The sequence below is a fragment of the Cellulosimicrobium funkei genome, assembly GCF_001019615.1.
Taxonomy (GTDB): Bacteria; Actinomycetota; Actinomycetes; order Actinomycetales; family Cellulomonadaceae; genus Cellulosimicrobium; species Cellulosimicrobium cellulans_E.
The window spans coordinates 1-23467 of sequence record NZ_JNBQ01000025.1 but is presented as its reverse complement, the minus strand read 5'-3'; the positions used below and the strand labels follow the sequence as shown (position 1 = coordinate 23467).

The following is a 23467-nucleotide window of genomic DNA, read 5'->3' as shown; positions in this document are numbered from 1 at the left end:
GGCCGACGTGACCGAGGACCAGGACCCCGCCGCCGACCCCGCGCAGGACGGCTCGCACGACCACTACTTCACCGCGAAGCCGGCCTCCGCCGCCGAGCGCCGCACGATCTCGGCGCGCCTGGCAGGCCGGGACGTGGAGGTCGAGGTCGCGTCCGGCGTCTTCTCCCCCGGTCGCCTCGACCTCGGCACGCAGGTACTGCTCCGCACCACCCCGCCGCTCGACGAGGTCGTGGCGGCCCGGGCCGGCGCCGGCCCGGCCCACGTCCTCGACCTCGGCTGCGGCTGGGGCCCCGTCGGGCTGACGATGGCGCTCGAGGCCCCGGACGCGACCGTGTGGGCCGTCGACGTCAACGAGCGAGCGCTCGACCTCGTGCGGCGCAACGCGGAGCGGCTGGGCCTGCCGAACGTCCGCGCCGTCGGCCCCGACGACGTGCCCGACGACGTCGCGCTCGCCGCCCTGTGGTCCAACCCGCCGATCCGGGTCGGCAAGGACGTCCTGCACGCGATGCTGCTGCACTGGCTCCCGCGCCTCGCGCCGGGCGCGAGCGCGCACCTCGTCGTGCAGCGCAACCTCGGGTCCGACTCGCTCCAGCGCTGGCTCGCCGAGGCGCTGCCGCCCCTTCTGCCGGGCGCGGTCGTCGAGCGCGCCGCGAGCGCGAAGGGCTTCCGGGTCCTGGAGGTCGTGGCGCCGGGCTGAGCCGGACCGACGCGTCGCGACCGGTCCGCCGGACCGAGGGCGCAGCAGTCCGTCAGACCGCGGTGCGCTCCGCGTCCGGCGTCCCGTCAGGGACACCCTCACCGGAATCGGTGCGTGGGGCGCCCTCCGACCCGTCGTCGCCCTCGGGCGCCGCGTCGGCGGCGCCCTCGGCCTCCGCCGCCGCGGGGGCGGGCAGGAACGACGCGAGGTCGACCTCGCCCGCGTACACGAGCTCGGCAGGCCCCGCGAGCTCGACACGGTCCCCCTCGAGCGCCCTCACGCGGACGGTCCCGCCCGGGACGTCGACGAGCCAGGTGTCCGGCGCGTCCGGGCCGCCCCAGACGCGGACCGCGAGCGCCGCGGCGCACGCGCCGGTCCCGCACGACGGCGTCTCCCCGACCCCGCGCTCGTGCACGCGCATGCGGACGCGCCCGACGAGCGTGCCGTCGTCGGCCGTCGTCTCGCCGAGCGGCACCACGAGCTCGACGTTCGTCCCGTGCGTCGGGTGCGGCTCGACGACGGGCGCCTCCGTGAGGTCGGCGCGGTCGAGCAGGTCCTCGCGCGCGACGGCGAGCACGGTGTGGGGGTTGCCGAGGTCGACGCTCAGCGCGGGCCGCGGGACCTCCCAGCCGCGCACCACCACCGTCGCGTCGTAGCCGTCGTGCAGCGCGGGACGGCCGCCGGGCAGGAACCAGCGACCCATGTCGACCGCGAACCAGCCGTCGGCCTCCTTGCGCACGCGCTTGACGCCCGCGCGCGTCCCGACGGGCACCTCGGTCCCGCCCGCGAAGCTCACGAGCCCGAGCCGCTCGGCGAACGCGGCGAACACGCGCACGCCGTTGCCGCACATCTCGGCCACCGAACCGTCGGCGTTGCGGTAGTCCATGAACCAGATGGCGTGCGGGTCCTCGGCGAGGACCTCGCGCGACTCGGGCACGAGCGCGGTCGGCACGAGGCGGATGACCCCGTCGCCACCGATCCCGCCGCGGCGGTCGGCGAGCGCGCGCACGAGCTCGGGCGTGAGGTCGAGCTCGCCCTTCGTGTCGGCGAGCAGCACGAAGTCGTTGCGGGTCCCGTGGCCCTTGGTGAAGCGGGTGCGCGTCATGAGCCCAGACTACGGCGCACCGGGGCGTCGCTGTCCGCTTCGTCCGGCTCGGGGACGTCGCCCCGCGCGACGGCGTCCGCGTGCTCGTCCGCCCGGGCCACGAGGGTCAGCGCGTCCTCGATGCGGGTCGGGGACTGCGCGTCGAGCCAGTGCACGCGCGGGTCGCGGCCGAACCAGCCCATCTGCTTGCGCGCGAGGCGACGGGTGTTCGCGGTGACCGCCTCGCGCGCCGCGTCCTCGGTCGTCTCCCCGTGGAGCGCGGCCAGGACCTCGGCGTACCCGACGGCGCGGCGCGCCGTCCGGCCCATGCCCTGCGCCTCGACGCGGCGCACCTCGTCGACGAGCCCCTGCGCCCACATGCGCTCGACCCGTCCGGCCACGCGCGTGTCGAGGACCTCGCGGTCGCAGTCGAGACCGACCTGGACGGTCGGGCGCACGTAAGCCTGCCGCGGGAGGTTCGCCGTGAACGGCTCGCCCGTGAGCTCCATGACCTCCAGGGCGCGCACGATCCGCCGCGTGTTGGCGGGGCCGATGCTCGCGGCGGCCGCGGGATCGCGCCGCGCCAGCTCGTCGTGCAGCGCGCGCGTGCCCTCGGCCTCGGCGCGCGCCTCGAGCGCCGCGCGCACGGCCGGGTCGGTCCCGGGGAAACGCATGTCGTCGAGGAGCGCGCGCACGTACAGGCCCGACCCGCCGACGACGACCGCGCGCGCCCCGCGCGTGGCGATCTCGTCGAGCACGCGCCGGGCCTCGGCCTGGTAGCGCGCGACCGACGCGTCCTCGACGGGGTCGATCACGTCGAGCAGGTGATGACGCACGCCGCGGCGCTCGTCGACGGGGACCTTCGCGGTGCCGACGTCCATGCCACGGTAGAGCTGGTAGGCGTCGGCGTTGACGATCTCCGCCGGAGCCCCGGGGACGGACAGCCGCTCGGCCAGGTCGAGGGCGAGGTCCGACTTGCCGGTGGCGGTCGGGCCCACGACGGCGACGACGACGCGGCGGTCGCGCCGATCGCCCCCGTCCCGCGCGCCGGTCGGGTCGTGCTCGGTTTTCACCCGCGCAACGGTACCGGCCGGGTGGCCCGGACCTGGGTCGTGTGGGCGGTGATGCGTAGTGTGTCCGGTGGACGGTCCGCCTGCTCGCGGGCCCGCCACCCAACCCCGTCGCGTGCTCCGACCTGCCCTCTCGCGGGCGGTGCACGGACCCTGACACCGACGACAAGGACTCGAGACATGGGTTTCTTCACCAAGCCGGACGCCGCCCCGACGAGCCAGAACGCGCCGCTGACGCGCGAGCGGGTCGAGGCGTTCCTCAAGAGCCGCGACTGGAAGTACTTCGTCGACTCCGACGGAGACCTCGGCGGCAACTGGGACGGCAAGGTGTTCTTCTTCTTCCTCATGGGCGAGAAGCAGGAGATCCTCCAGGTCCGCGGCCGGTGGAACCGGACGCTGCCCGCCGCGGCGGAGGCACAGGTCGTGCTCGTCGCCAACGAGTTCAACCGCGACAAGATCTGGCCCAAGGTCTACACGCGGGTCGAGGACGACCAGGTCGCCGTGTACACCGAGGTCGCGACCGACCTCGAGTTCGGCGCGGCCGACGACCAGCTCGGCCAGCTCGTCGAGTGCGGCCTCTTCACGGGCCTGCAGTTCTTCGACGCGCTCGACGAGCGCTTCCCCGACACGGCGGCGCAGGGCGTGGTCCCCGACGGCACCGCCGACGTCGACGCGCGGTGAGCGCGGCGCACGAGCGCACCGACGGCGGGCGCCACCCGCACGGCACGACCCCGGGCGGGGACGCGACGGCGGCGTTCCAGGTCGACCTGCGGGGCGTCGTGGACCTCCTCGCCCGGCACCTGTACTCCAGCCCGCGCGTGTACCTGCGCGAGCTCCTGCAGAACGGGGTCGACGCGATCACGGCGCGCGTCGCCCTGGAGGGCCCGGAGACCCCGAGCCGCATCCTGCTGCGCCCGCTCCCGGACGGCGGTCTCGAGGTGCACGACTCGGGCGTCGGCCTGACCCGCGACGAGGCGCAAGAGCTGCTCGCGACCATCGGGCGCAGCTCGAAGCGCGACGTCGAGCTGGGCTCGGGGCGCGAGGAGTTCCTGGGCCAGTTCGGCATCGGGCTGCTCTCGGCGTTCATGGTCGCCGACGAGATCGAGCTCGTGTCGCGCTCCGCCCGCCCGTCGCCCTCGGGAGGACGGGCGGCCCCGGTCCGCTGGCGGGGCCGGGCGGACGGCCGGTACGAGCTCGTCGAGCTGGGCCCGGACGACCCGGACGCGCCCGCGGAGCCGGGGAGCGTCGTGCGGCTGCGCCCGCGCCGGGACACCGAGCACTGGCTCGCACCGGAGACGGTGGTCGCGCTCGCGCAGGACTTCGGCTCGCTCCTGCCCGTCGAGCTGCTCGTCGAGACGCGTCTCGACGGCGAAGCCGCCGACGGCGCGGACGCCGCCCCCGTCGTGCTGCGCCGACTGAGCGGCGACGAGCTCCCCTGGCGGGCCGCGCACCCGACGCCCGCTGCCCGCGACGCGGCCCTGACGCGCTACGCCGAGCGGACGTTGGGCTTCGGCCCGCTCGCCCGGATCGACCTCGACCTGCCCCTCGCGGGCCTGTCCGGCGTGGCGTACGTGCTCCCGGCCGCGGTCGCGCCGACGACCACGGCGCGGCACCGGGTCTACGTCAAGCGCATGCTGCTCGGCAGCGCGGTCGACGACCTGCTCCCCCCGTGGGCGTTCTTCGTCCGGTGCGTGCTCGACGCGTCCGTGCTGCGTCCGACCGCGTCGCGCGAGGGCCTGTACGAGGACGAGGTCCTGCTCGCGACCCGGGACGCTCTCGGCGCGCAGGTCCGCCGGTGGCTGCTCGAGACGCTCGCGGCGGACACGGTCCTCGCGCGACGCTTCCTCGAGACCCACCACCTCGCGGTCCGAGCCCTCGCGCTCACCGACGACGAGATGCTCGACGTCGCGGCGCGCGTGCTGCCGTTCGAGACGACCGCCGGGACCGGGACGCTCGCCGACCTCGTGGACGCTCGACCGGAGGGCCGCCTGCTCTACACCTCGAGCGTCGAGGAGTTCCGCCGCATCGCCCCGGTCGCGGCCGCCCAGGGCCTGGCCGTCGTCAACGGCGGGTACGTCTACGACGCGGACCTGCTCGAGCGCGTCGCGGCGCGGTTCCCGCAGTGGCGGCTGTCGCCGGTCTCCGCCACGGACGTCGCGCACGTCCTCGCCGAGGTCGAGCCCCTGCGCGAGCTCGAGGTCGCGGAGGCGCTCGCGTCGGTCGACGCCGCGCTCGCCGACCAGGACTGCGACGTCGTGCTGCGGCGGTACGAGCCGGACGCCCTGCCCGCGATGCTGCTGCACGACCGCGACGGCGACCACGCGCGCGAGGCGGCCCGTGTGGCCGAGACGGACGACCTGTGGGGCGAGATCCTCGCGGGTCTCAGCGGCCCGGCCCGCCCTCGTCGGCTGGTCCTCAACGACACGAACGACACGGTGCGTGACCTGCTCGCGAGTCCCGACGCCGACGTCCGTAGCGCGGGGGTCCGGTCCCTGTACGTCACCGCGGTGCTGGCGTCGGGCAAGGCGCTCCAGCCCGTCGAGGCCGCGCTCATGAACGACTCGCTGTCGCTCCTGCTGGCCCGCGCCCTCGCAAACCCCCGCCCCGGCCAGCACACCGAGCACACCGAGCACACCGACGAGGAGAACCGATGACCCGGTCCGTGGACCAGGTGAACGCCGCGCTGTACGACGTCCGCCGCATGCCCTACGGCCTCGCCCGCTCCACGGCCGCCGCGGCCGAGGTCGAGCGCGTCGAGGCCGAGGGGCCGGACGGGACGCGCGCGTACGCGCTCTTCGTCCTCGTCGAGTCGTACGTCTGGGGCGGCGAGGTCACCAAGGCCTACCTGCCGTTCACCAAGATGCTGCGCTGGTGGGACGAGCGCCCCGAGCACTTCGACGCGGAGGACGCGCACTCGCTCTTCTGGTCGTTCAAGTGGATGGTCGGGCACCTCATGGAGTTCCCCGCCGTCCCCGCCGCGCAGATCGAGCGCACGCTCGACGACATGGCGCGGCGCTACGCGCTCGCGGGGAACGGGACGAACGCCGTCGAGCTGGAGCGCTTCGAGTGGGCCCGCGAGCGGGGCGGCGCGGACGTCGAGGACGCGTATCGCGCATGGGTCGCGACCCCGCGGGACGAGTACTCCCAGTGCGAGGCGTGCGAGCCCGGCGACCGCGCCGCGTACCTCTTCGAGACGGGCCGCCACGAGGAGGGCATCCGGCTCCTCGAGCAGGTACTCCAGGGGTCGCCGTCGTGCGCCACCGAGCCCGGTGACATGCTCTCCCACCTCCAGCTCGCGTACGTGGAGGTCGGCGACGCCGAGGCTGCCGCCCGCACGCACCGGCGCGGTCTGCGACACCTCGACACCGGGGTCTCGATGACGGGCCCGAAGGGTCGGCACGTCGAGTTCCTCGCGCGCACGGGCAACGCGTCGCGCGCGCTGCGCCTGCTCGGCGAGCACCAGGCGTTCCTCACCGAGGCCGACTCGCCGGGCGACCGTCTCGGCTTCCTCACGAGCGTGAGCGTCGCCACAGGCGTGCTGCGTGCCGAGCACGCGGACGCGCCGCTCGCCCTGCGCGACGTGCCCGCGACGACCGTCGCGGAGCTCGACGACTGGGTCCGCCGCGAGGCGGCCGACCTCGCATCCTCGTTCGACGCCCGCAACGGCACGCCTGCCGCGTCCGAGCGTCTACGGGCCGCGTGGGACCAGGGGTCCCGCACGCTCCGCGTCGACCTCTCGGTCCTGTCGCCCGCGCCGGAGCCCGGAGCGGGCGACCCGGCCGGTCTCGCGGTGGGCGACGACGGCGCGGACGTCCGGGCGACGTCCTCGTCGGGCGGCGCGACCCCCTCGCTCCCCGGCGCTCCGGCCGGCGCGGACCTCGGCACGGAGCACGGCTCCGGGCACGTCGGGCAGGCCTCGGCCGAGCCGACCGACGCCGAGGGGATGCTCCGGCTCGCCGACGACGTCGCGGGCGAGGACCCGGTGCGCGCGGCCCAGCTCCTGCGGCGCGCGTCGGCGCAGCTGGAGTCGGCGGGCCACCTCGACCGGGCCGGGTTCGCGCTCGCCGAGGCGGCCCAGCTCGCCGCGGTCGAGGGCGACGACGAGGGCGCCGCCCCGGCGTTCGTGCGCGCCCTCGCGCTGGTCCGCGCGGGTGGAGTCGCACCCCGGTTCGTCGGCCCGATCGTCCGTGCGTACGCCCGGCTGGAGGCCGGGCGCGGCGACGTGACCGGAGCGCTCGCGCAGCTCCAGCGCACGCTGGACGACCTCGACGCGGCAGGTCCGGCCGCCGCCGAGCAGGTCCCCCGCGCTGCCGACCTCGTCGAGCGGGACACGGCGGCCGACGAGCAGGAGCGCCGCGACCTGCGGGACACCCGAGCGCGGCTGCTGGCGACCGCGGGAGAGCTCGACGCCGCCGCCACGCTCGCCGAGGCCGTGGCAGAGGAGTTCGCGCGCGCAGGGCAGGTCGGCGACGCCGCCCACGCGTTCTGGCTCGCGGGGCGCTCCCGCTGCGAGGCCGGTGCCGACGCGGAGGCCGTCGACCTCCTCGAGTCCGCGATGGAGGGCTTCGCGATCGTCCACGACGGCGACGCGCGGACGCTGGTCGCCAACGAGCTCGTCGCGACCCTGCGTCGCCTCGGTCGCGAGCAGGACGCCGCGGCCGTCGGCGCGGGGCTCAGCGGCTGACGGACCTGCCGGCCGGGGCGCAAGGGGCGACGTCGTCGTACCAGCGCACCTCGTAGCGGCGCTGCTCGTACTCCCCCGTCGCGACGTGCCGGTGCCCGGCGTCGGGCGCGGCGCCGAACCCGGCGAGCACCGCGTCCGGCGCCGCGGCCCGCGGGTCGTGTACGACGACGAGGCGCGCGCCCTGCCGGGCGAGGCGCGCGCCGAGCGCGTGCGCGGCGGGTGCGTCGGCGTCGTCGAGCTCGACGACGTCGACTGGGCCCGTCCAGCCCGCGCCGGCGAGCGCGAGGAGCCCCACCGACGCGGCTGCCCCCGCCACCGGGCAGTCCCGCGCGGCCGGACGTGTCGCGACCGCCCACGTGGTGTCGAGCCAGGCGTCCGCGACGCCCGCCGCCGCGAGCGACGCTCGCGCCGGACCCCGCGTCGGCGCGGATCCCGGCGCGGGTCCCGGCGCAGGTCCCGGCGCGGGTCCCGGTGCGACGACGACCACGGGCGCGGTCCCGTCCCCCTGCACGGCCCGGGCACCGTCCACGAGTCGGCCCAGCGCCGCGAGCGCCGCGGCGCGCGTGTCGTTGAGCACCGTGGTGTCGCCCGCGGCGCCGGGGACGAGGAGCGGGGTACCGGGCAGGACGACGGCGCGGACGGTCACGGGCCCACCGTAGCCGTCGTCGGCACGAGGTCCGGTCAGCCCGCACGCCGGCGACGGACGGCAGCAGGGGCGGCGGCGCCCCACGGCACGGGTCGATGCGGCGGGGCCGTTCCGTGCGGACGTCGCGCAGCGGCCCGGGTGCGCTGCCACGGGCGACGACGGACGAGGTCCGCGATGCGACGTCCGGGGGCGCGCGCGAGTACGGTGGGTGGGTGAGGTTCTTCGGGGCGCGGGACGACGACGACCGGCGGGACGGTGATCCCGGCGGGGCTCCGGACGGCGGGGCGGCGCCCGGCCGCGCCGGGGACGATCTGCAGTCGCAGGTCGAGGACCTCCTGGCGCGAGAGCTGGGACAGGTCGCGACCGACGTGCTGCGTCCCCCGACCCCGCTGGCGCTCTCCCGGGTGGTCGAGTGGATCACGGACAGCGGCTACAGCTACTTCGTCGACTCCGACGGTGACGTGGGCGGGCTGTGGCACGGTCGGCTCTTCTACTTCCTGCTCTTCGGCCACGGCGACGAGATCCTCCAGGTCCGCGGTCAGTGGAACCGCGACCTCGCGCTCGAGCGGCTGGAGGAGATCCTCGAGTTCTGCAACGAGTGGAACGCGGACCGGATCTGGCCCAAGACGTACACGCGCGTGCGCGACAACGGGATGATCCAGGTCTTCACCGAGGTGACCGTGGACCTCGAGCACGGGGTGACCGACGACCAGCTCGACCAGCTCCTCCAGTGCGGGCTGAGCACCGGGTCGATGTTCTTCGACGCGCTCGACGAGTTCTACCCCGACCCCGCGAGGCAGGCGCCATGACGCAGGCCCGCACCAACTGGTTCACGCGCCTGTTCGGCAACCGCCGCCCGAAGGCGCCCGACTCGCTCCCGCGCGAGGAAGAGCTGCCGCGCGCGCTGTCGATGGCGCGCATCGGCGACCACCTCACGCGGCGCGGTTACCACTTCCGCGTGGACGACGACGGCGACATCACCGGGACGTGGGACGGGCACCGGTTCTGGTTCCTGCTGCTCGGCGACCGGTCCGAGATCCTCCAGGTCCGGGGCCGCTGGTCGACGTCGCTCCCCCTCGAGTCACGCCTCGTGACCCTGCAGGCCGTCAACGACTGGAACCGCGAGCGCATCTGGCCCAAGGTCTACGTCCGCGAGGAGGCGGGCCGGCTCGCGCTCTACGCCGAGGTCTCCGTGGACCTCGAGCACGGCGCGACGGACGACCAGCTCGCGCAGACCGTCTCGTGCGGTCTCGGGACCGCCGTGCAGCTCTTCCACGCCATCGGCGCGCAGCTCCCCCCGGGAACGCTGGACGACTGACGCCGGCCGCGGCGGCCAGGCACGCGCGGTCGGGTCCGCCGGCGGGATCAGCGGCTCAGGCGCGGAGCGTGGGGAGGCCCAGGACGACCGGGCCGGACGGGGCGCCGCCGCCTTGCCCGTGCCCGTGGTCGTCGTCGCCACCGCCGAGGCGAGCGCGCTCGCGCGTCGCCCACGCGTCGCCGGAGCGGGTGCGGCGCACCGCGAACGAGCCGCCCGTGAGCGCCGAGTCGGCGATGAGGTGGTGGGGTGCCGAGCGCGTGACCTCCACCGTCACGACGTCGCCGGGGCGGGGAAGGCGAGGGTCGAGGTCGTCCGCGAGGCGCGGGTCCGCGGACGCGGGCGTGGCGGCGGGGACCGGCGCGGCGTCGTCGGGCGCCGTGGGCACGACGTCGACGGGGAGCGCGAGGTGGACGAGCCGGTTGTCCGGGGCGCGTCCGGTCACGCGGTGCGTGGCGCCGTCCTTGCGGCCGGCGCCCTCGCCGACGAGCACGTCGATCGTCCGACCGACCTGACGGGCCGACTCCTCGCCGGCGATGCGCTCCTGGAGCGCCTGGAGTCGCTCGAAGCGCTCCTGCACGACCTCCTTGGGGAGCTGGTCCTCCATCGTCGCGGCGGGCGTCCCGGGGCGGGGCGAGTACTGGAACATGAAGGCCGAGGAGAAGCGGGAGGCCTCGACGACGCGCATCGTCTCCGCGAAGTCCTCCTCGGTCTCCCCGGGGAACCCGACGATGATGTCCGTCGTGATGGCGGCGTCGGGCAGGACGGCGCGCACGCGGTCGAGGATGCCGAGGAAGCGCTCGGAGCGGTAGGAACGGCGCATGGCGCGCAGGATCCGGTCGGACCCCGACTGGAGCGGCATGTGGAGCTGGGGCATGACGTTCGGCGTCTCGGCCATCGCCGCGATGACGTCGTCGGTGAACGCGGCCGGGTGCGGCGACGTGAAGCGGACGCGCTCGAGCCCGTCGATCGTCCCGCACGCGCGCAGCAGCTTGGCGAACGCACCGCGGTCGCCGAACTCGACGCCGTAGCTGTTGACGTTCTGGCCGAGCAGGGTGACCTCGATGGCTCCGGCCTCGACGAGCGCCCCGACCTCGGCGAGGACCTCGCCCGGGCGGCGGTCGCGCTCCTTGCCGCGCAGGTGCGGGACGATGCAGAACGTGCACGTGTTGTTGCAGCCGACGCTGATCGAGACCCAGCCGGCGTAGACCGACTCACGCTTGGTCGGCAGCGTGGAGGGGAAGACCTGGAGCGACTCGGCGATCTCCACCTGCGCGGCCTCGTTGTGGCGCGCCCGCTCGAGCAGCACGGGCAGCGCGTCGAGGTTGTGCGTGCCGAACACGACGTCGACCCACGGCGCCTTCTCGACGATCGTGCCGCGGTCCTTCTGGGCGAGGCAGCCGCCGACGGCGATCTGCATCCCGGGCCGGGCCGCCTTGACCGAGGCGAGCTGGCCGAGGTTCCCGTAGAGGCGCGTCGCGGCGTTCTCCCGCACCGCGCACGTGTTGATCACGACGACGTCGGCGCGGTTCGCGGCCTCGTCGTCCGCGCTCGCGCGCGTGTACCCCGCCTCCTCCAGCATCCCCGCCATGTGCTCGGAGTCGTGGACGTTCATCTGGCAGCCGAGCGTGCGGACGACGTAGGTGCGCGGGTGCGCGTCGTCGACCGGCGCACCGGGGGTGGCACGGGGTGCGAGTGCGGCCGGGACGGGGGCGGAGGCGATCGTGGACATCACCGTCCAGGGTACGGCGCCGGGTGCCGTGTTACTGAACTGTTGCCCGACTGTTGCCGGATGAGGTGGCACCGTGCAACAGAAGGGACATAGTGTCCAGGAATGGCCGACGAAACCTCTTCGCCGTCCGACGCGCAGCGCAGCGCGCAGGACGCTCAGCCCCTCCCCGCCGAGCAGGTCCTCGGTGAGCCGCTCGTCGAGCTGCGCGACGTCAACAAGCACTTCGGGGACCTGCACGTGCTGCGGGACATCAACCTCACGGTCCGACGCGGCGAGGTGCTCGTCGTCATCGGCCCGTCGGGCTCCGGGAAGTCGACGCTGTGCCGGGCGATCAACAGGCTGGAGACGATCGACTCCGGGGAGATCCGCGTCGACGGGCAGCCCCTGCCCGAGGAGGGCAAGGAGCTCGCCCGCCTGCGTTCCGACGTCGGCATGGTCTTCCAGTCCTTCAACCTCTTCGCGCACAAGACGATCCTCGACAACGTCACGCTCGGCCCGGTCAAGGTGCGGCGTGAGAAGGGGAAGGTCGCCAAGGACCGCGCGCTCGCGCTGCTCGACCGCGTCGGCGTGATGAACCAGGCGCAGAAGATGCCCGCCCAGCTCTCCGGCGGGCAGCAGCAGCGCGTCGCCATCGCCCGCGCGCTCGCGATGCAGCCCAAGGTCATGCTCTTCGACGAGCCCACCTCGGCGCTCGACCCCGAGATGATCAACGAGGTCCTCGACGTCATGGTCGCCCTCGCCAAGGAGGGCATGACGATGATCGTCGTCACGCACGAGATGGGCTTCGCCCGCAAGGCCGCGAACCGGGTCGTCTTCATGGCCGACGGCCAGATCGTCGAGGAGGCCCACCCCGAGGAGTTCTTCACGGCGCCCAAGAGCGACCGCGCCAAGGACTTCCTCTCGAAGATCCTCACCCACTGAAGCCCGCCGGGCACCTACGGGCCCGGCCCGACAGCCCCAGAACCCGGTCGACCGTCGAGGCACACCTTCGGCGGGCGGCCACCACTCACGAAGGGTAGGAACGATGCGCACACGACACGCAGGTGCTGCCGTGCTGGCCGCTCTCACCGCGCTCACGCTCGCGGCGTGCGGCGGCGGCGAGGTCGGCGGCGAGGACACCGCGACCGACGGAGCCACCGACTCGGGCGACACCGGCGGTGGCGCCGAGGGCTCGATCAAGATCGGCATCAAGTTCGACCAGCCAGGGCTCGGGTACCAGGACGGCTCCACCTACACGGGCTTCGACGTCGACGTCGCCACGTACGTGGCGGGCGAGCTCGGGTACGGCGAGGACCAGATCGAGTGGGTCGAGGCGCCGTCCGCCCAGCGCGAGACGATGCTCCAGACCGGTCAGGTCGACATGATCTTCGCGACCTACTCCATCACCGACACGCGCAAGGAGACGGTCGCGTTCGCCGGGCCGTACTTCGTGGCCGGGCAGGACCTGCTCGTCGCCGAGGACAACACGGACATCACGGGGCCGGAGTCGCTCGAGGGCAAGAACCTGTGCTCCGTCACGGGCTCGACGTCCGCGCAGCGCATCAAGGACGAGTACGCCGCGGGCGCGCAGCTCCTCGAGCGACCCGGGTACGCCGAGTGCGTCACCGCGCTCACCGCCGGCCAGGTCGACGCCGTCACGACCGACGACATCATCCTCGCGGGCCTCGCCGCCCAGCCGGCCAACAAGGGCAAGGTCAAGGTCGTCGGGGCGCCGTTCTCGACCGAGCGCTACGGCGTCGGGCTCCCGCAGGACAACGACGTCTGCGAGGACGTCAACGCCGCGATCGAGAAGATGATCGAGGACGGTTCCTGGGAGGAGTTCGTCACCAAGAACACCGAGGGGACCGGGTACACGCCCAACGCCAGCGAGAACCCGCCGACGGTCGACCCCTGCGCCTGACCGTCCACGGTCGGGGGAGCCGCGCGCCGGTGCGCCGCTCCCCCGGCCGCCGGGCCGTAGACGCGGCCCGGCACATACCCTCCCGGAGGACCACCAACCGTGGGTGACTACCTGTCGCAGACCTGGGCGCTCGCCCGGGAGTACGACGTGCTCGGCGCGTTCTGGGTCAACATCCAGCTGACGTTCTGGGCCGCGATCCTCTCGCTCGTGCTCGGCACGGCGCTCGCGCTCATGCGGATCTCCCCCGTGCCGAGCCTGCGCTGGGCGGGGACCGCGTACGTCAACGTGTTCCGCAACACGCCGCTGACGATCATCATGACGTTCATGGTGCTGGGCCTGTGGGGCCAGCTCAACGTCACGCTCGCCCCCGACTTCGCGGCGAACTTCTTCCGGCTCGCCGTCGTGGGCCTGGCGATCTACCACGCCGCGTTCGTGTGCGAGTCGATCCGGTCGGGCGTGAACACGGTGCCGATCGGCCAGGCGGAGGCGGCGCGGGCGATCGGTCTGTCGTTCCTCCCCGCGGCGCGGCTCATCATCCTCCCCCAGGCGTTCCGCGGCTCGATCGCGCCGCTCGGCAACACGCTCATCGCGCTGCTGAAGAACTCCACCGTCGCGGCCGCGGCGAGCGTCACGACCGAGACCTCGAGCCTCATGAAGACCATGATCGAGTTCAACTCGAACTACATCTACGGGATCTTCCTGACGTTCGCGATCGGCTACGTCATCCTCGTCATCCCCATCGGCCTGCTCACCACGTCCCTCTCCAACCGACTGGCGGTCCGCCGATGAGCACCCAGCAGTCCGTCCTCTTCGACGCCCCCGGCCCTCGCGCGCGCCGCGCGATCCTGCTGGGCAACATCGTCGGCGCCGTCGTCGTCCTCGGGATCGCCGCGCTCGTGCTCGTGGCGCTCGGCAACAAGGGCCAGCTCGCTCCCGAGCTGTGGTCGTCGCTGTTCACCGCCGACGCGTGGCAGTACTACTTCATCCCCGGTCTGCAGAACACGCTGCGCGCCGCCGCGTTCGGCATCGTCGGCGCGCTCGCGTTCGGGCTCCTGTTCGGCACCGGCCGGCTGTCACACCTGCGCGCGGTGCGGACCGTGTGCGGGATCGTCGTCGAGTTCTTCCGGGCCGTGCCCGTGCTGCTCATGATGATCTTCTTCTGGCTGCTCCTGGGCTTCAACAACGTCGACGACGCCCCGTTCCTCGCCGTGGTCTTCGCGCTCGTGCTCTACAACGGCTCCGTCATCGCCGAGCTCGTGCGCTCCGGCGTCGGGAACCTCCCGAAGGGCCAGGGCGAGGCCGGGCTCGCGATCGGCCTTACCCAGGGGCAGACGCTGCGCTCGGTCCAGCTCCCCCAGGCGCTCATCGCGATGCTCCCCGCGCTCGTCTCGCAGCTCGTCGTCGTCCTCAAGGACTCCGCGCTCGGCCAGATCATCACGTACAACGAGCTCCTGCGGGCCGCGCAGCTCTACGGCGTCGGCAACGGCAACATCCTCCAGTCGCTCGTGCTCGCCGCGGTGATCTTCATCGTCATCAACTGGCTGCTGACCCTCGTGGCGCGATGGCTCTCCCGCTTCCTCAGCGGTCGCACCGCGGGGGCCACGGCCGCCGGCCCGGGCATCGGCAACCCCACGGTCGTCGCGGGCGGACCGGCCGAGGACGCACCCGCGGTCTCCGTCACCCGCTGACGGCCTCAGTCGAGCGGGGGTTCGGCGGCCTCGGCGTCGAGCTCTCGCTGGACGATCTCGAAGGCCAGCGACGGGCTGTAGCCCTTGCGGGCGAGCGCCCCGACGGTCCGGCGCACCCGCACCTCGCGGTCGAGGCCGCGCGTGCGGGCGAGGCGCGTGCGGGCGAGCTCCAGGGCCGCGTCCGCCTCGGAGTCGTCGTCGACCTGCTCGAGCGCCGCGGCGCCGACCTCGCCGTCGATGCCGCGCCGCCGCAGCTCGGTCGAGATCGCGCGGCGTGACAGCCCGCGCTCGGCGTGCCGGGTGCGGACGATCATCTCGGCGTACTGCGCGTCGTCGACGAGACCGACCTCCTCGAACCGGTCGAGGATCGGCAGGACGACGTGCTCGGGGTAGCCCTTGCGCGCGAGCGACTGCGCGAGCTCCGCACGGCTCTTCGGCGCGGCCGTGAGGATGCGCAGCACCGTCTCCCGAGCGCGCTCGGCGAGGTCGGCGTCGCTGATCTCGCCGCGCTCCACGAGCTCGTGCAGGGTCGGGCGCGGGCGCCGCCCGGCCTTGCGGCCGGTGCGGCGCCCGTCGTCCTCCTCAGACAGGTCCGACGGCTCGAAGCCGTCCTCACCGTCCCGCTCGTCGATCAGAACGGCGACTTCTTCCCCTTGGCGGCCGCGGCCGGGGCCTTCGCCGCGCCGGGCGCGGCCGCGCCGTCGGCCGGGACCGTCACGCCCGCCGCAGGGTCGGCCGGAGCGTCGATCTTGGCCCCGACGCCGAGCTTCTCCTTGATCTTCTTCTCGAGCTCGTTGGCGAGGTCCGGGTTGTCGCGCAGGAACGAACGCGCGTTCTCCTTGCCCTGACCGAGCTGGTCGCCGCCGTAGGTGAACCACGACCCGGACTTGCGCACGAACCCGTGCTCCACGCCCATGTCGATGAGGCCACCCTCGCGGGAGATGCCGACGCCGTAGAGGATGTCGAACTCGGCCTGCTTGAAGGGCGGGGCCATCTTGTTCTTGACGACCTTGACACGGGTCCGGTTGCCGACCGCGTCGGTGCCCTCCTTGAGCGTCTCGATACGACGGATGTCCAGGCGGACGGACGCGTAGAACTTCAGCGCCTTGCCACCGGTCGTCGTCTCGGGCGAGCCGAAGAACACGCCGATCTTCTCGCGGAGCTGGTTGATGAAGATCGCGGTGGTCCCGGACGCGTTGAGCGCACCCGTGATCTTGCGCAGCGCCTGCGACATGAGGCGGGCCTGGAGACCGACGTGGCTGTCGCCCATCTCGCCCTCGATCTCCGCCTTGGGCACGAGCGCCGCGACGGAGTCGATGACGATGATGTCGAGCGCGCCCGAGCGGATCAGCATGTCCGTGATCTCGAGCGCCTGCTCGCCGGTGTCCGGCTGGGAGACCAGGAGCGCGTCCGTGTCGACGCCGAGCTTCTTGGCGTACTCCGGGTCGAGGGCGTGCTCGGCGTCGATGAACGCCGCGATACCGCCCGCGCGCTGCGCGCTCGCGACGGCGTGCAGCGCGACGGTCGTCTTTCCAGAGGACTCCGGGCCGTACACCTCGATGACGCGCCCGCGCGGCAGGCCGCCGATGCCGAGCGCGATGTCCAGCGCGATGGAGCCCGTGGGGATGACCTCGACGGGGGCGCGGCCTTCTTCGCCGAGGCGCATGACGGAGCCCTTGCCGAAGCTCCGGTCGATCTGGGCGAGGGCCGCCTCGAGCGCCTTCTCGCGGTCTGCGGGTGCGGGCATGTCAGTCCACCTTCGGTTCGACGTTCATCTGTTCGTTGTGGCCCGACGCTACGGGCAGCCACCGACACGCGGCTCCGGCGACCCTCGAGCCTGTGGATCGTCGTGCCGGACCGGCGTCCTGGACCCGCCGGAGCGCGTCCTGTGCACAACTCTAGCCGAACACGTGTTCGATCCCGGAACGCGCACCTCGGCGTGTCACGACCGCGCCGCTCACGCGTCGTCGGACGACCACGACTCCCCCGGTCGCAGGACCACGACGCGCGTCCCGGGCGCCTCGCGCTGCGCGGCCGCCTCGAACGCCGCCCCCGCGTGGTCCATCCAGCCACGCGGGAGGTGCCGCCCACCCGGCGCGTGGAGCGTGCCCCAGTGCACCGGGATCGCGACGCCCACGCCCACCTCGGCGCACACCCGTGCCGCCTGCACGGGGCCGAGGTGCCCGCCCGAGAGCCGAGGTCCCCACCCGCCGACCGGCACGAGCGCGACGTCCACCGGACCGCCCGCGAGCGCCGGCAGGTGGACCATGTCCGGGTAGTGCTCGGTGTCCCCGACCGCCCACACCCGCGCCCCGTCCGGGCCGTCCGCCCGCACGAGGTGCCCGTTCGCCGCGTTGGGCCGGTGCGGCATCGGCCGGTGCCCGTGCACCGCCGCCACGAGGCGCACCTCGACCCCCGCCGCCTCCGCCCCGACGGCGTGCCACGCGTCGTCGAGCCCGACCCCGCGCAGGCCCCTGGCGCGCAGCCAGCGCGCGTTCGCCGGGGCCGTGAGCACGGGCGCGTCGCCGAGGAGGCGCAACGAGCGCAGCTCCGCGTGGTCGTGGTGCAGGTGGGACAGCAGGACGGCGTCGCTGTCCTGCCACACCGCGGCGGGCCGCTCTCCGCGCCGCCGCAGCATCCCCGCGTGCCGGTGCAGGAGCGGGTCGGTGACGAGGCGCACGTCCGGCACCCCCGCGCGTCCGGACCGCACGTCGAGGACGACGCTCGAGTGGCCGAGCCACGTCACGCGGACGCTCACGGCTCCCCCGCCCGCCGCCCCGCGCCGTCCGCCGCCGGGGCGACGGACCGCACGCCGAGGTCGACGAGCCACGCCACGAGGCGACGGTGCACCGCCTCCGCGCCGACGAGCATCGGCGTGCCGTCCACGTCCTCGAGCTCGTCGTCGGGCAGCCCGAGGTGCGCGGGGTGCAGCAGGACGGCCTCGTTCTGGGCCCCGCCGAGGCCGCCGTGCGACCCGACCAGCCCCTCGAACGCGTGCACCATCCCGACCTCGTCCACGCGCGAGACGAGCACGAGGTCGCCCGCGTCCTCGAGCGCCGCCACGCGCAGCAGGTCCGCCGCGGCTCTCGACCCGTAGCCCGCGAGCGGGTCCTCGCCCACGACCTCCCCGGACCGCAGGTCGCGCGAGCCGCCGCACCCGTGCGCCCGCACCTCGCCGCCCGCACCGCGCTCGACGACGACGCCGACGGCCGGGTTCGCGACGAGACCGGGGAGCAGCCCCGGCCACCGCTCGCGGACCTCGTCGCCCGTGAGCCGGCGCGGCTCGCGCGGGAACCAGACCATGCCCAGGTTGCCCGACCCCACGACCGCGACCTCCGGGACCTCGGGCAGCGCGGCGTCCTCGGCGCCAGGGCGCCGCTCGGTCCGGTCCGGGCCGACCATCATGCGGCCGGGCTCTGCGGCCTCCTCGCCCGACGTCCCGGGCCGCAGCGCGTTGAGGGCGGTGTTCGCCGGGCCCCACGACTCGCTGTCGGGCGAGGTGGCCCGACGGCGTCCCTCGGCCCGGGCGTCCTCCTCGCCGCGGCGCACCCCGGCGCGCGCGCCGGGCCCGGGGGCCATGAGGCGCCGGACCTCGTCGAGGAAGGACCGGCCCTCGACCTGCTCGAACGTCGAGCCGAGCGACTGCCCGTGGTCGGACAGCACGACGACCTCGTAGCGGCGGGGCGCGACGGCGGCGACCTGCTCCCAGAGCCCGACGACCCGGTCGAGGCCCTCCAGCGCGCGCAGCGACTCGGGGCGCAGCGGTCCGGCGTGGTGGGCGATCTCGTCGTAGTCGACGAGGTCGACGCACACCACCGGCGTCCCGCGCACGAGCTGCTCCGCGACGAGCGTCGTGTTGAGGTCGCGCAGCACGACGTTCGTCACCGCGCGCAGCACCGGGTACCAGCCGAGGCGCGACACCCGGGGCTCGACGCCCCGCACGGCCTGCTGCCAGCCCTGGTAGAGCTCCTTGAAGAGCTCGCCGAGCGCGACGACGACCGCACGCACGAGCACGAACGGGCTCGCGAAGAAGTGCACGAACATCTGGCCGGGCCCGAGCCCCTCGCGCGCCCGGCTCATGACGAGCAGGCTCGTCGCCGCGTCGCCGGAGAACATCGTGGAGACGGCGACTCCCCCGCCCGCGAGGAGCCCGGAACCGTCGCTGGTGCGCGCCTCGACCGCCGCCGCGTCGGCGGGTCGGTTCGTCACGACGAGCCGGCCGAGCGCGCGCGACCACCAGCGGAACGCGGGCACGTGCTCCGTCGAGCCGTGCAGGAGGCCGATCGTGGAGGCGGGCGTCGTCGCGGGCACGCGCGCCCACCACGTCGTGAGGTGGTGGCTCCCGCTGCCCAGCCAGCGGGCGAGCGTCGGGGCGAGCCCGGCCTGGAGCGCGTAGTCGAGCGTGGGGCGCGCGACGCCGTCGAGCAGGACGACGAGCAGTCCCGCCGGGCGCTCGGTCGCACCCGCGGCCCCCGGCCCGCGTCGCGGCACGCCGGCCTGCCGGCGCGCCCGCCGGAGCAGGTCACCGAGGACGTACTCGTTGTCGCTCGCCCCGACCACCCAGCGCCCGAGCGCCATGAGGACGGCCGCGAGCACGAGCACCGCGAGCACGTCCACCCACGAGCCGCTCCGGAACCCCGGCAGGTACGTGAGCGCCGCCCACGCGACCGCGAGCTGTGCCACCACGCCGGACACGAGCGCGCCGACCACGCCGAACCGGTGCGCCAGACGCCGGAGCACGGGGCGCAGGAGCACGTCGCCCAGCCCGACCGCGAGCGCCGCGAGGACGAGCGACCACGGGTTGGTGACCTCGACCCCGGGGACGAACCAGATCGCGAGCCCGAGGCCGACGGCCGTCGAGACGAGCGACCAGACGGCTCCGCGCACGTCGGCCGCGGTCACGCGGACCGCGGCACGGCCTCGGGCGGGAGCGCTCATGCGGCCATCATCGCGGCGAGAGGCCCGTCGCGCCCCTCGGCGGTCCTCCGTGGACCGGCAGGGGCGGGGTCAGCGGCGCGGCGGGGCCTGGCGGTGGTCGTCGTGGCCCCAGCGTCGCGCGTCGGGCACGTCGAGCGCGTCGCACAGGGCGTGCCAGACGACGCGCGGCTCGACGCCGTCCTCGAGCGCCTGGGCGGCCGTCCGGTCGCCGAGCGCGGACAGCACCTGCTCGCGGACGTAGGCGCGTCCCAGGGACGCGCCGAACACCTCGTCGACCAGCTCGGAGAACTCGCGGTAGCGCACGGGACCAGCCTCCCACGCCGCGCGCCCTCTCGGTCCGCACGGCCGAGCGCTGCGTCCGTGCGCGAGCGATGCGTCCCGGGACGCATCGCTCGCACGCCGACGCAGCGCTCGGAGGACTTCCCTCGCGCGGGCGGGCCGCCGGTCTCCCGTCGCGCGGCGCGTGTGGGTGGTCGCGGCGAGAATGGGCCAGTGACCACGGACCCGCTCGCGCGCTTCGCCGCGCCCACGCGCGCCTGGTTCTCGGGCGCGTTCGACGCCCCGACCGCGGCGCAGGCCGGCGCGTGGGACGCGGTGTCGAGCGACCGGCACGCGCTCGTCGTCGCTCCGACCGGGTCGGGCAAGACGCTCGCGGCGTTCCTGTGGTCGCTCGACCGGATCATGAGCGCGCCCGCAGCCGGCGAGGTCGTGCGCGAGCAGCGCTGCCGCGTCGTGTACGTCTCGCCGCTCAAGGCGCTCGCCGCGGACGTCGAGCGCAACCTCCGCTCCCCGCTCGCGGGCATCCGCCAGGCGGCGGTGCGGCTCGGGCTCGAGGTGCCGGACGTCGTCGTCGGCACCCGCACGGGCGACACGCCCACGAGCGAGCGCCGCCGCCTCGCGACGCACCCGCCGGACATCCTCATCACCACGCCCGAGTCGCTGTTCCTCGTGCTGACCTCGCAGGCGCGCGCGGGGCTCGCGGGCGTCGAGACCGTGATCGTCGACGAGATCCACGCCGTGGCGGGGACCAAGCGCGGCGCGCACCTCGCGGTGTCGCTCGAACGTCTCGACGCCTTCCTCGAGGCGCAGGACCGCCCGCCCGCGCAGCGCATCGGGCTCTCGGCGACCGTCCGGCCCGTCGAGGCCGTGGCGACGTTCCTCGGCGGCCACCGCCCGGAGGCGGAGGCGGGCCGCGAGGTCGTCGTCGTGCAGCCCCCCGCGGCCAAGCGCATCGAGGTCGACGTCGTGGTGCCCGTCCCCGACCTCGCGGACCTCGGCACGGCCGCGCTGGTGCCCGACGCCGGCGCGCGCCCGGGCAAGGAAGCAGGCGGGGCCCGTGGCGCGACGTCCGGGGCGACGAGCGCGAGCGCGCTGCCACCCCTGCCGCCGGGCGAGCGGGACCTCTCGGGGCCTGCGACGTCCCGCCCGACCGGGGCGCCGGACGTCCGGCCGCAGCGCCCGTCGGTGTGGCCGCACGTCGAGGAGCGCGTCGTCGACCTCGTCGCCGACCACCGCTCGACTCTCGTGTTCACGAACTCCCGCCGCGGCGCCGAGCGCCTCACGGCACGCATGAACGAGGTGTGGGCGGAACGTCAGGGCGAGGACGTGCTCGACCCGGGCACGATCACCGCGGCGCAGGTGCAGGCGCAGTCGGGCGCGAGCTCCGGCGTCGAGCCCGTCATCGCGCGCGCCCACCACGGCTCGATGAGCCGTGCGGAACGCACGCGGACCGAGACCGAGCTCAAGGACGGGCGGCTGCCCGCGGTCGTCGCGACGTCGAGCCTCGAGCTCGGCATCGACATGGGCGCGGTCGACCTCGTCGTGCAGGTCGGCGCCCCGCCGTCGGTCGCCTCCGGGCTGCAGCGCATCGGGCGCGCGGGGCACCAGGTGGGCGCGGTGTCGCACGGCGTCGTGTTCCCCACGCACCGGGGCGACCTCGTGCCCTCCGCGGTCGTCGCCGAGCGCATGCGCACCGGCGGCATCGAGGAGCTCCACGTGCTCGCGAACCCGCTCGACGTGCTCGCGCAGCAGGTCGTGGCCATGGTCGCGGTCGACGAGTGGACGGTCGCGGAGCTCGCCACCGTGGTGCGGCGCAGCGCGCCGTACGCCCACCTGGGCGACGCCTCGCTGCACGCGGTGCTCGACATGCTCGCGGGGCGGTACCCGAGCGAGGACTTCGGCGAGCTGCGCGCGCGCATCGTGTGGGACCGTGCGTCGGGCCGGCTCACGGGGCGACCGGGCGCGCTGCGGCTCGCGGCGACGAGCGGCGGGACCATCCCCGACCGCGGGATGTACGGCGTCTTCCTCGCCACGGACGCCGCGACAGGAGGTGTGGCGGGCGACCCGGACACGGCGGGCGGGCGTGCCCCGCGCGGCGGCAAGCGCGTCGGCGAGCTCGACGAGGAGATGGTCTACGAGTCGCGCGTCGGCGACACGTTCACGCTCGGGTCGAGCACGTGGCGCATCGAGGACATCACGCCGGACCGCGTGCTGGTCACGCCCGCGCCGGGCATCCCCGGGCGCCTGCCCTTCTGGAAGGGCGACTCCCCCGGGCGGCCCGCCGAGCTCGGCCGGGCGCTCGGCGCCTGGGTGCGCGAGACCGACGCGCTCGCGGCCGACGACCACGACGCCGCGGCCGACCGGCTGCGCGCCGCCGGGCTCGACGCGTGGGCGAGCGACAACCTCCTCGCGTACCTCCGTGAGCAGCGCGACGCGACCGGGCGCGTGCCCGACGACCGGACGGTCGTCGTCGAGCGGTTCCGCGACGAGCTCGGCGACTGGCGCGTCGTCGTGCACTCGCCGTACGGCGCGAAGGTGCACGCGCCGTGGGCGCTCGTGCTCGCCGCGCGCCTGCGCGAGCGCTACGGGGTCGACGCCGCCGCGATGCACGCCGACGACGGCATCGTCCTGCGGCTCCCGGACACCGGGGACTCGTGGCTCGAGGGAGCGACCGACGGCTCGGGCGGTCTCGGCGGGGACGCACCCGTCGTCGGCGTCGAGGACCTGCTGCTCGACCCGGACGACGTGCTCGACGCGGTGCGCGACGAGCTCGGCGGGTCGGTCATGTTCGCGTCACGGTTCCGCGAGGCCGCCGCCCGCGCGCTCCTGCTGCCCCGGCGGCGTCCGGACCGGCGCCAGCCGCTGTGGCAGCAGCGCCAGCGCTCGGCGCAGCTCCTGTCGGTGGCGTCGGAGTACCCGGAGTTCCCCATCGTCCTCGAGGCCGCACGCGAGTGCCTCCAGGACGACTTCGACGTCGCGGCGCTCACCGACCTCATGCGTGACCTCGCGGCGGGGCGCGTGCGCCTCGTCGAGGTCACGACCCCGACGCCGTCGCCGTTCGCGCAGTCGCTCCTCTTCGGGTACACGGCGCAGTTCCTCTACGACGGCGACGCCCCGCTCGCGGAGCGGCGGGCAGCGGCGCTGTCGCTCGACCCGACCCTGCTCGCCGAGCTGCTGGGCGGCGACGGCGTCGCGGCACAGCTCGCCGACCTGCTCGACCCCGCGCAGATCGAGCGGACCGAGGCCGAGCTCGGCGCGCTGGCGCCCGAGCGGCAGGCCCGGCACGCCGAGGACGTGTGGGACGTGCTGCGCCGGCTGGGGCCCCTCACGGAGGCCGAGGTCGTGGCCCGCACGCGCGAGGACGCGCGCGACGCCGCAGCCGACTGGCTCCGCGAGCTCGAGTCCGCGCGGCGCGTGATGCGCGTCCGGCTCGC

The 23467-nt window shown here is 74.8% G+C and carries 20 protein-coding genes; 11 read left to right on the top strand and 9 right to left on the bottom strand.

Features of this window, described 5'->3' with window-relative positions; translation table 11 throughout:
• Positions 1-7 precede the first annotated feature (7 nt).
• Positions 8-697 carry a class I SAM-dependent methyltransferase gene (locus FB00_RS15095; protein ID WP_047233753.1) on the top strand — a complete coding sequence of 230 codons (690 nt, stop codon included), beginning with the start codon at positions 8-10 and terminating at the stop codon, positions 695-697.
• A gap of 52 nt (positions 698-749) precedes the next feature.
• Here the strand turns inward: FB00_RS15095 and dapF are convergent, their stop codons facing one another.
• The gene (dapF, locus tag FB00_RS15090; RefSeq protein ID WP_082141373.1) at positions 750-1802 is read right to left on the bottom strand and encodes a diaminopimelate epimerase; all 1053 of its coding nucleotides are present in this window, start codon (positions 1800-1802) and stop codon (positions 750-752) included.
• A complete protein-coding gene (gene miaA, locus FB00_RS15085) occupies positions 1799-2854 on the bottom strand; it encodes a tRNA (adenosine(37)-N6)-dimethylallyltransferase MiaA (RefSeq protein ID WP_082141372.1) in 1056 nt (351 codons plus the stop codon). The genes dapF and miaA overlap by 4 nt, the downstream gene beginning before the upstream one ends.
• A gap of 177 nt (positions 2855-3031) precedes the next feature.
• On the opposite strand from miaA, the gene FB00_RS15080 reads away from it, so the two are divergent.
• The 3 genes from FB00_RS15080 to FB00_RS15070 are packed head-to-tail and all read left to right on the top strand — an operon-like array spanning position 3032 to position 7535.
• On the top strand, positions 3032-3532 hold the full coding sequence (locus FB00_RS15080) for a YbjN domain-containing protein (RefSeq protein ID WP_047233752.1): 501 nt from the start codon (positions 3032-3034) through the stop codon (positions 3530-3532).
• The gene (locus FB00_RS15075; RefSeq protein ID WP_082141371.1) at positions 3529-5505 is read left to right on the top strand and encodes an HSP90 family protein; all 1977 of its coding nucleotides are present in this window, start codon (positions 3529-3531) and stop codon (positions 5503-5505) included. The genes FB00_RS15080 and FB00_RS15075 overlap by 4 nt, the downstream gene beginning before the upstream one ends.
• Positions 5502-7535 (top strand): hypothetical protein, encoded by a 2034-nt coding sequence (locus FB00_RS15070; protein WP_047233751.1) that lies wholly within the window; start codon positions 5502-5504, stop codon positions 7533-7535. The genes FB00_RS15075 and FB00_RS15070 overlap by 4 nt, the downstream gene beginning before the upstream one ends.
• Here FB00_RS15070 and FB00_RS21245 read toward each other — a convergent pair.
• A complete protein-coding gene (locus FB00_RS21245; protein WP_052877714.1) occupies positions 7525-8181 on the bottom strand; it encodes a hypothetical protein in 657 nt (218 codons plus the stop codon). The two genes, FB00_RS15070 and FB00_RS21245, sit on opposite strands and share 11 nt — an antisense overlap.
• 212 nt (positions 8182-8393) lie before the next feature.
• Between FB00_RS21245 and FB00_RS22855 the strand changes: the two genes are divergently transcribed.
• Entirely contained in the window at positions 8394-8990 is a 597-nt protein-coding gene (locus FB00_RS22855) for a YbjN domain-containing protein (RefSeq protein ID WP_369799758.1), read from the top strand.
• Entirely contained in the window at positions 8987-9499 is a 513-nt protein-coding gene (locus FB00_RS15055; RefSeq protein WP_052877713.1) for a YbjN domain-containing protein, read from the top strand. The genes FB00_RS22855 and FB00_RS15055 overlap by 4 nt, the downstream gene beginning before the upstream one ends.
• 55 nt (positions 9500-9554) lie before the next feature.
• Here the strand turns inward: FB00_RS15055 and miaB are convergent, their stop codons facing one another.
• Entirely contained in the window at positions 9555-11228 is a 1674-nt protein-coding gene (gene miaB, locus FB00_RS15050) for a tRNA (N6-isopentenyl adenosine(37)-C2)-methylthiotransferase MiaB (protein ID WP_047233750.1), read from the bottom strand.
• Between the two features lie 102 nt (positions 11229-11330).
• On the opposite strand from miaB, the gene FB00_RS15045 reads away from it, so the two are divergent.
• From FB00_RS15045 to FB00_RS15030, 4 genes are all read left to right on the top strand, one after another.
• Positions 11331-12149, top strand: a complete 819-nt coding sequence (locus tag FB00_RS15045) for an amino acid ABC transporter ATP-binding protein (RefSeq protein WP_082141369.1) — start codon at positions 11331-11333, stop codon at positions 12147-12149.
• A 103-nt stretch (positions 12150-12252) separates the two neighbouring features.
• A complete protein-coding gene (locus FB00_RS15040; protein WP_047233749.1) occupies positions 12253-13128 on the top strand; it encodes a glutamate ABC transporter substrate-binding protein in 876 nt (291 codons plus the stop codon).
• 99 nt (positions 13129-13227) lie between these two features.
• A complete protein-coding gene (locus FB00_RS15035; protein WP_047233748.1) occupies positions 13228-13917 on the top strand; it encodes an amino acid ABC transporter permease in 690 nt (229 codons plus the stop codon).
• Positions 13914-14816: an amino acid ABC transporter permease gene (locus FB00_RS15030; protein WP_047233747.1), complete on the top strand. Its 903-nt coding sequence runs from the start codon at positions 13914-13916 to the stop codon at positions 14814-14816. Before FB00_RS15035 ends, FB00_RS15030 begins: the two co-directional genes overlap by 4 nt.
• 5 nt (positions 14817-14821) lie before the next feature.
• On the opposite strand, the gene FB00_RS15025 is transcribed toward FB00_RS15030, so the two are convergent.
• The 5 genes from FB00_RS15025 to FB00_RS15005 form a co-directional block, all read right to left on the bottom strand.
• Positions 14822-15331 carry a regulatory protein RecX gene (locus tag FB00_RS15025; RefSeq protein WP_231581877.1) on the bottom strand — a complete coding sequence of 170 codons (510 nt, stop codon included), beginning with the start codon at positions 15329-15331 and terminating at the stop codon, positions 14822-14824.
• 116 nt (positions 15332-15447) lie between these two features.
• Positions 15448-16563 (bottom strand): recombinase RecA, encoded by a 1116-nt coding sequence (gene recA / locus FB00_RS15020; protein ID WP_047233746.1) that lies wholly within the window; start codon positions 16561-16563, stop codon positions 15448-15450.
• Positions 16564-16773: 210 nt separating this feature from the next.
• The gene (locus FB00_RS15015; protein ID WP_047233771.1) at positions 16774-17574 is read right to left on the bottom strand and encodes an MBL fold metallo-hydrolase; all 801 of its coding nucleotides are present in this window, start codon (positions 17572-17574) and stop codon (positions 16774-16776) included.
• The gene (locus tag FB00_RS15010; protein WP_047233745.1) at positions 17571-19754 is read right to left on the bottom strand and encodes a phage holin family protein; all 2184 of its coding nucleotides are present in this window, start codon (positions 19752-19754) and stop codon (positions 17571-17573) included. The genes FB00_RS15015 and FB00_RS15010 overlap by 4 nt, the downstream gene beginning before the upstream one ends.
• Positions 19755-19823: 69 nt before the next feature.
• Positions 19824-20057, bottom strand: a complete 234-nt coding sequence (locus FB00_RS15005) for a DUF3046 domain-containing protein (RefSeq protein WP_047233744.1) — start codon at positions 20055-20057, stop codon at positions 19824-19826.
• A 189-nt stretch (positions 20058-20246) separates the two neighbouring features.
• Here FB00_RS15005 and FB00_RS15000 point away from each other — a divergent pair.
• Positions 20247-23467, top strand: a 3221-nt coding sequence (locus tag FB00_RS15000) for a DEAD/DEAH box helicase (RefSeq protein ID WP_047233743.1), incomplete at its 3' end; no start/stop codon positions are given.

Coding starts and splice junctions, on each gene's coding strand:
- FB00_RS15030 (WP_047233747.1), top strand. CDS start 13,914: ATGAGCACCCAGCAGTCCGTCCTCTTCGACGCCCCCGGCCCTCGCGCG.
- FB00_RS15010 (WP_047233745.1), bottom strand. CDS start 19,754: ATGAGCGCTCCCGCCCGAGGCCGTGCCGCGGTCCGCGTGACCGCGGCC.
- FB00_RS15055 (WP_052877713.1), top strand. CDS start 8,987: ATGACGCAGGCCCGCACCAACTGGTTCACGCGCCTGTTCGGCAACCGC.
- FB00_RS15045 (WP_082141369.1), top strand. CDS start 11,331: ATGGCCGACGAAACCTCTTCGCCGTCCGACGCGCAGCGCAGCGCGCAG.
- FB00_RS15040 (WP_047233749.1), top strand. CDS start 12,253: ATGCGCACACGACACGCAGGTGCTGCCGTGCTGGCCGCTCTCACCGCG.
- FB00_RS15070 (WP_047233751.1), top strand. CDS start 5,502: ATGACCCGGTCCGTGGACCAGGTGAACGCCGCGCTGTACGACGTCCGC.
- dapF (WP_082141373.1), bottom strand. CDS start 1,802: ATGACGCGCACCCGCTTCACCAAGGGCCACGGGACCCGCAACGACTTC.
- miaB (WP_047233750.1), bottom strand. CDS start 11,228: ATGTCCACGATCGCCTCCGCCCCCGTCCCGGCCGCACTCGCACCCCGT.
- FB00_RS15080 (WP_047233752.1), top strand. CDS start 3,032: ATGGGTTTCTTCACCAAGCCGGACGCCGCCCCGACGAGCCAGAACGCG.
- recA (WP_047233746.1), bottom strand. CDS start 16,563: ATGCCCGCACCCGCAGACCGCGAGAAGGCGCTCGAGGCGGCCCTCGCC.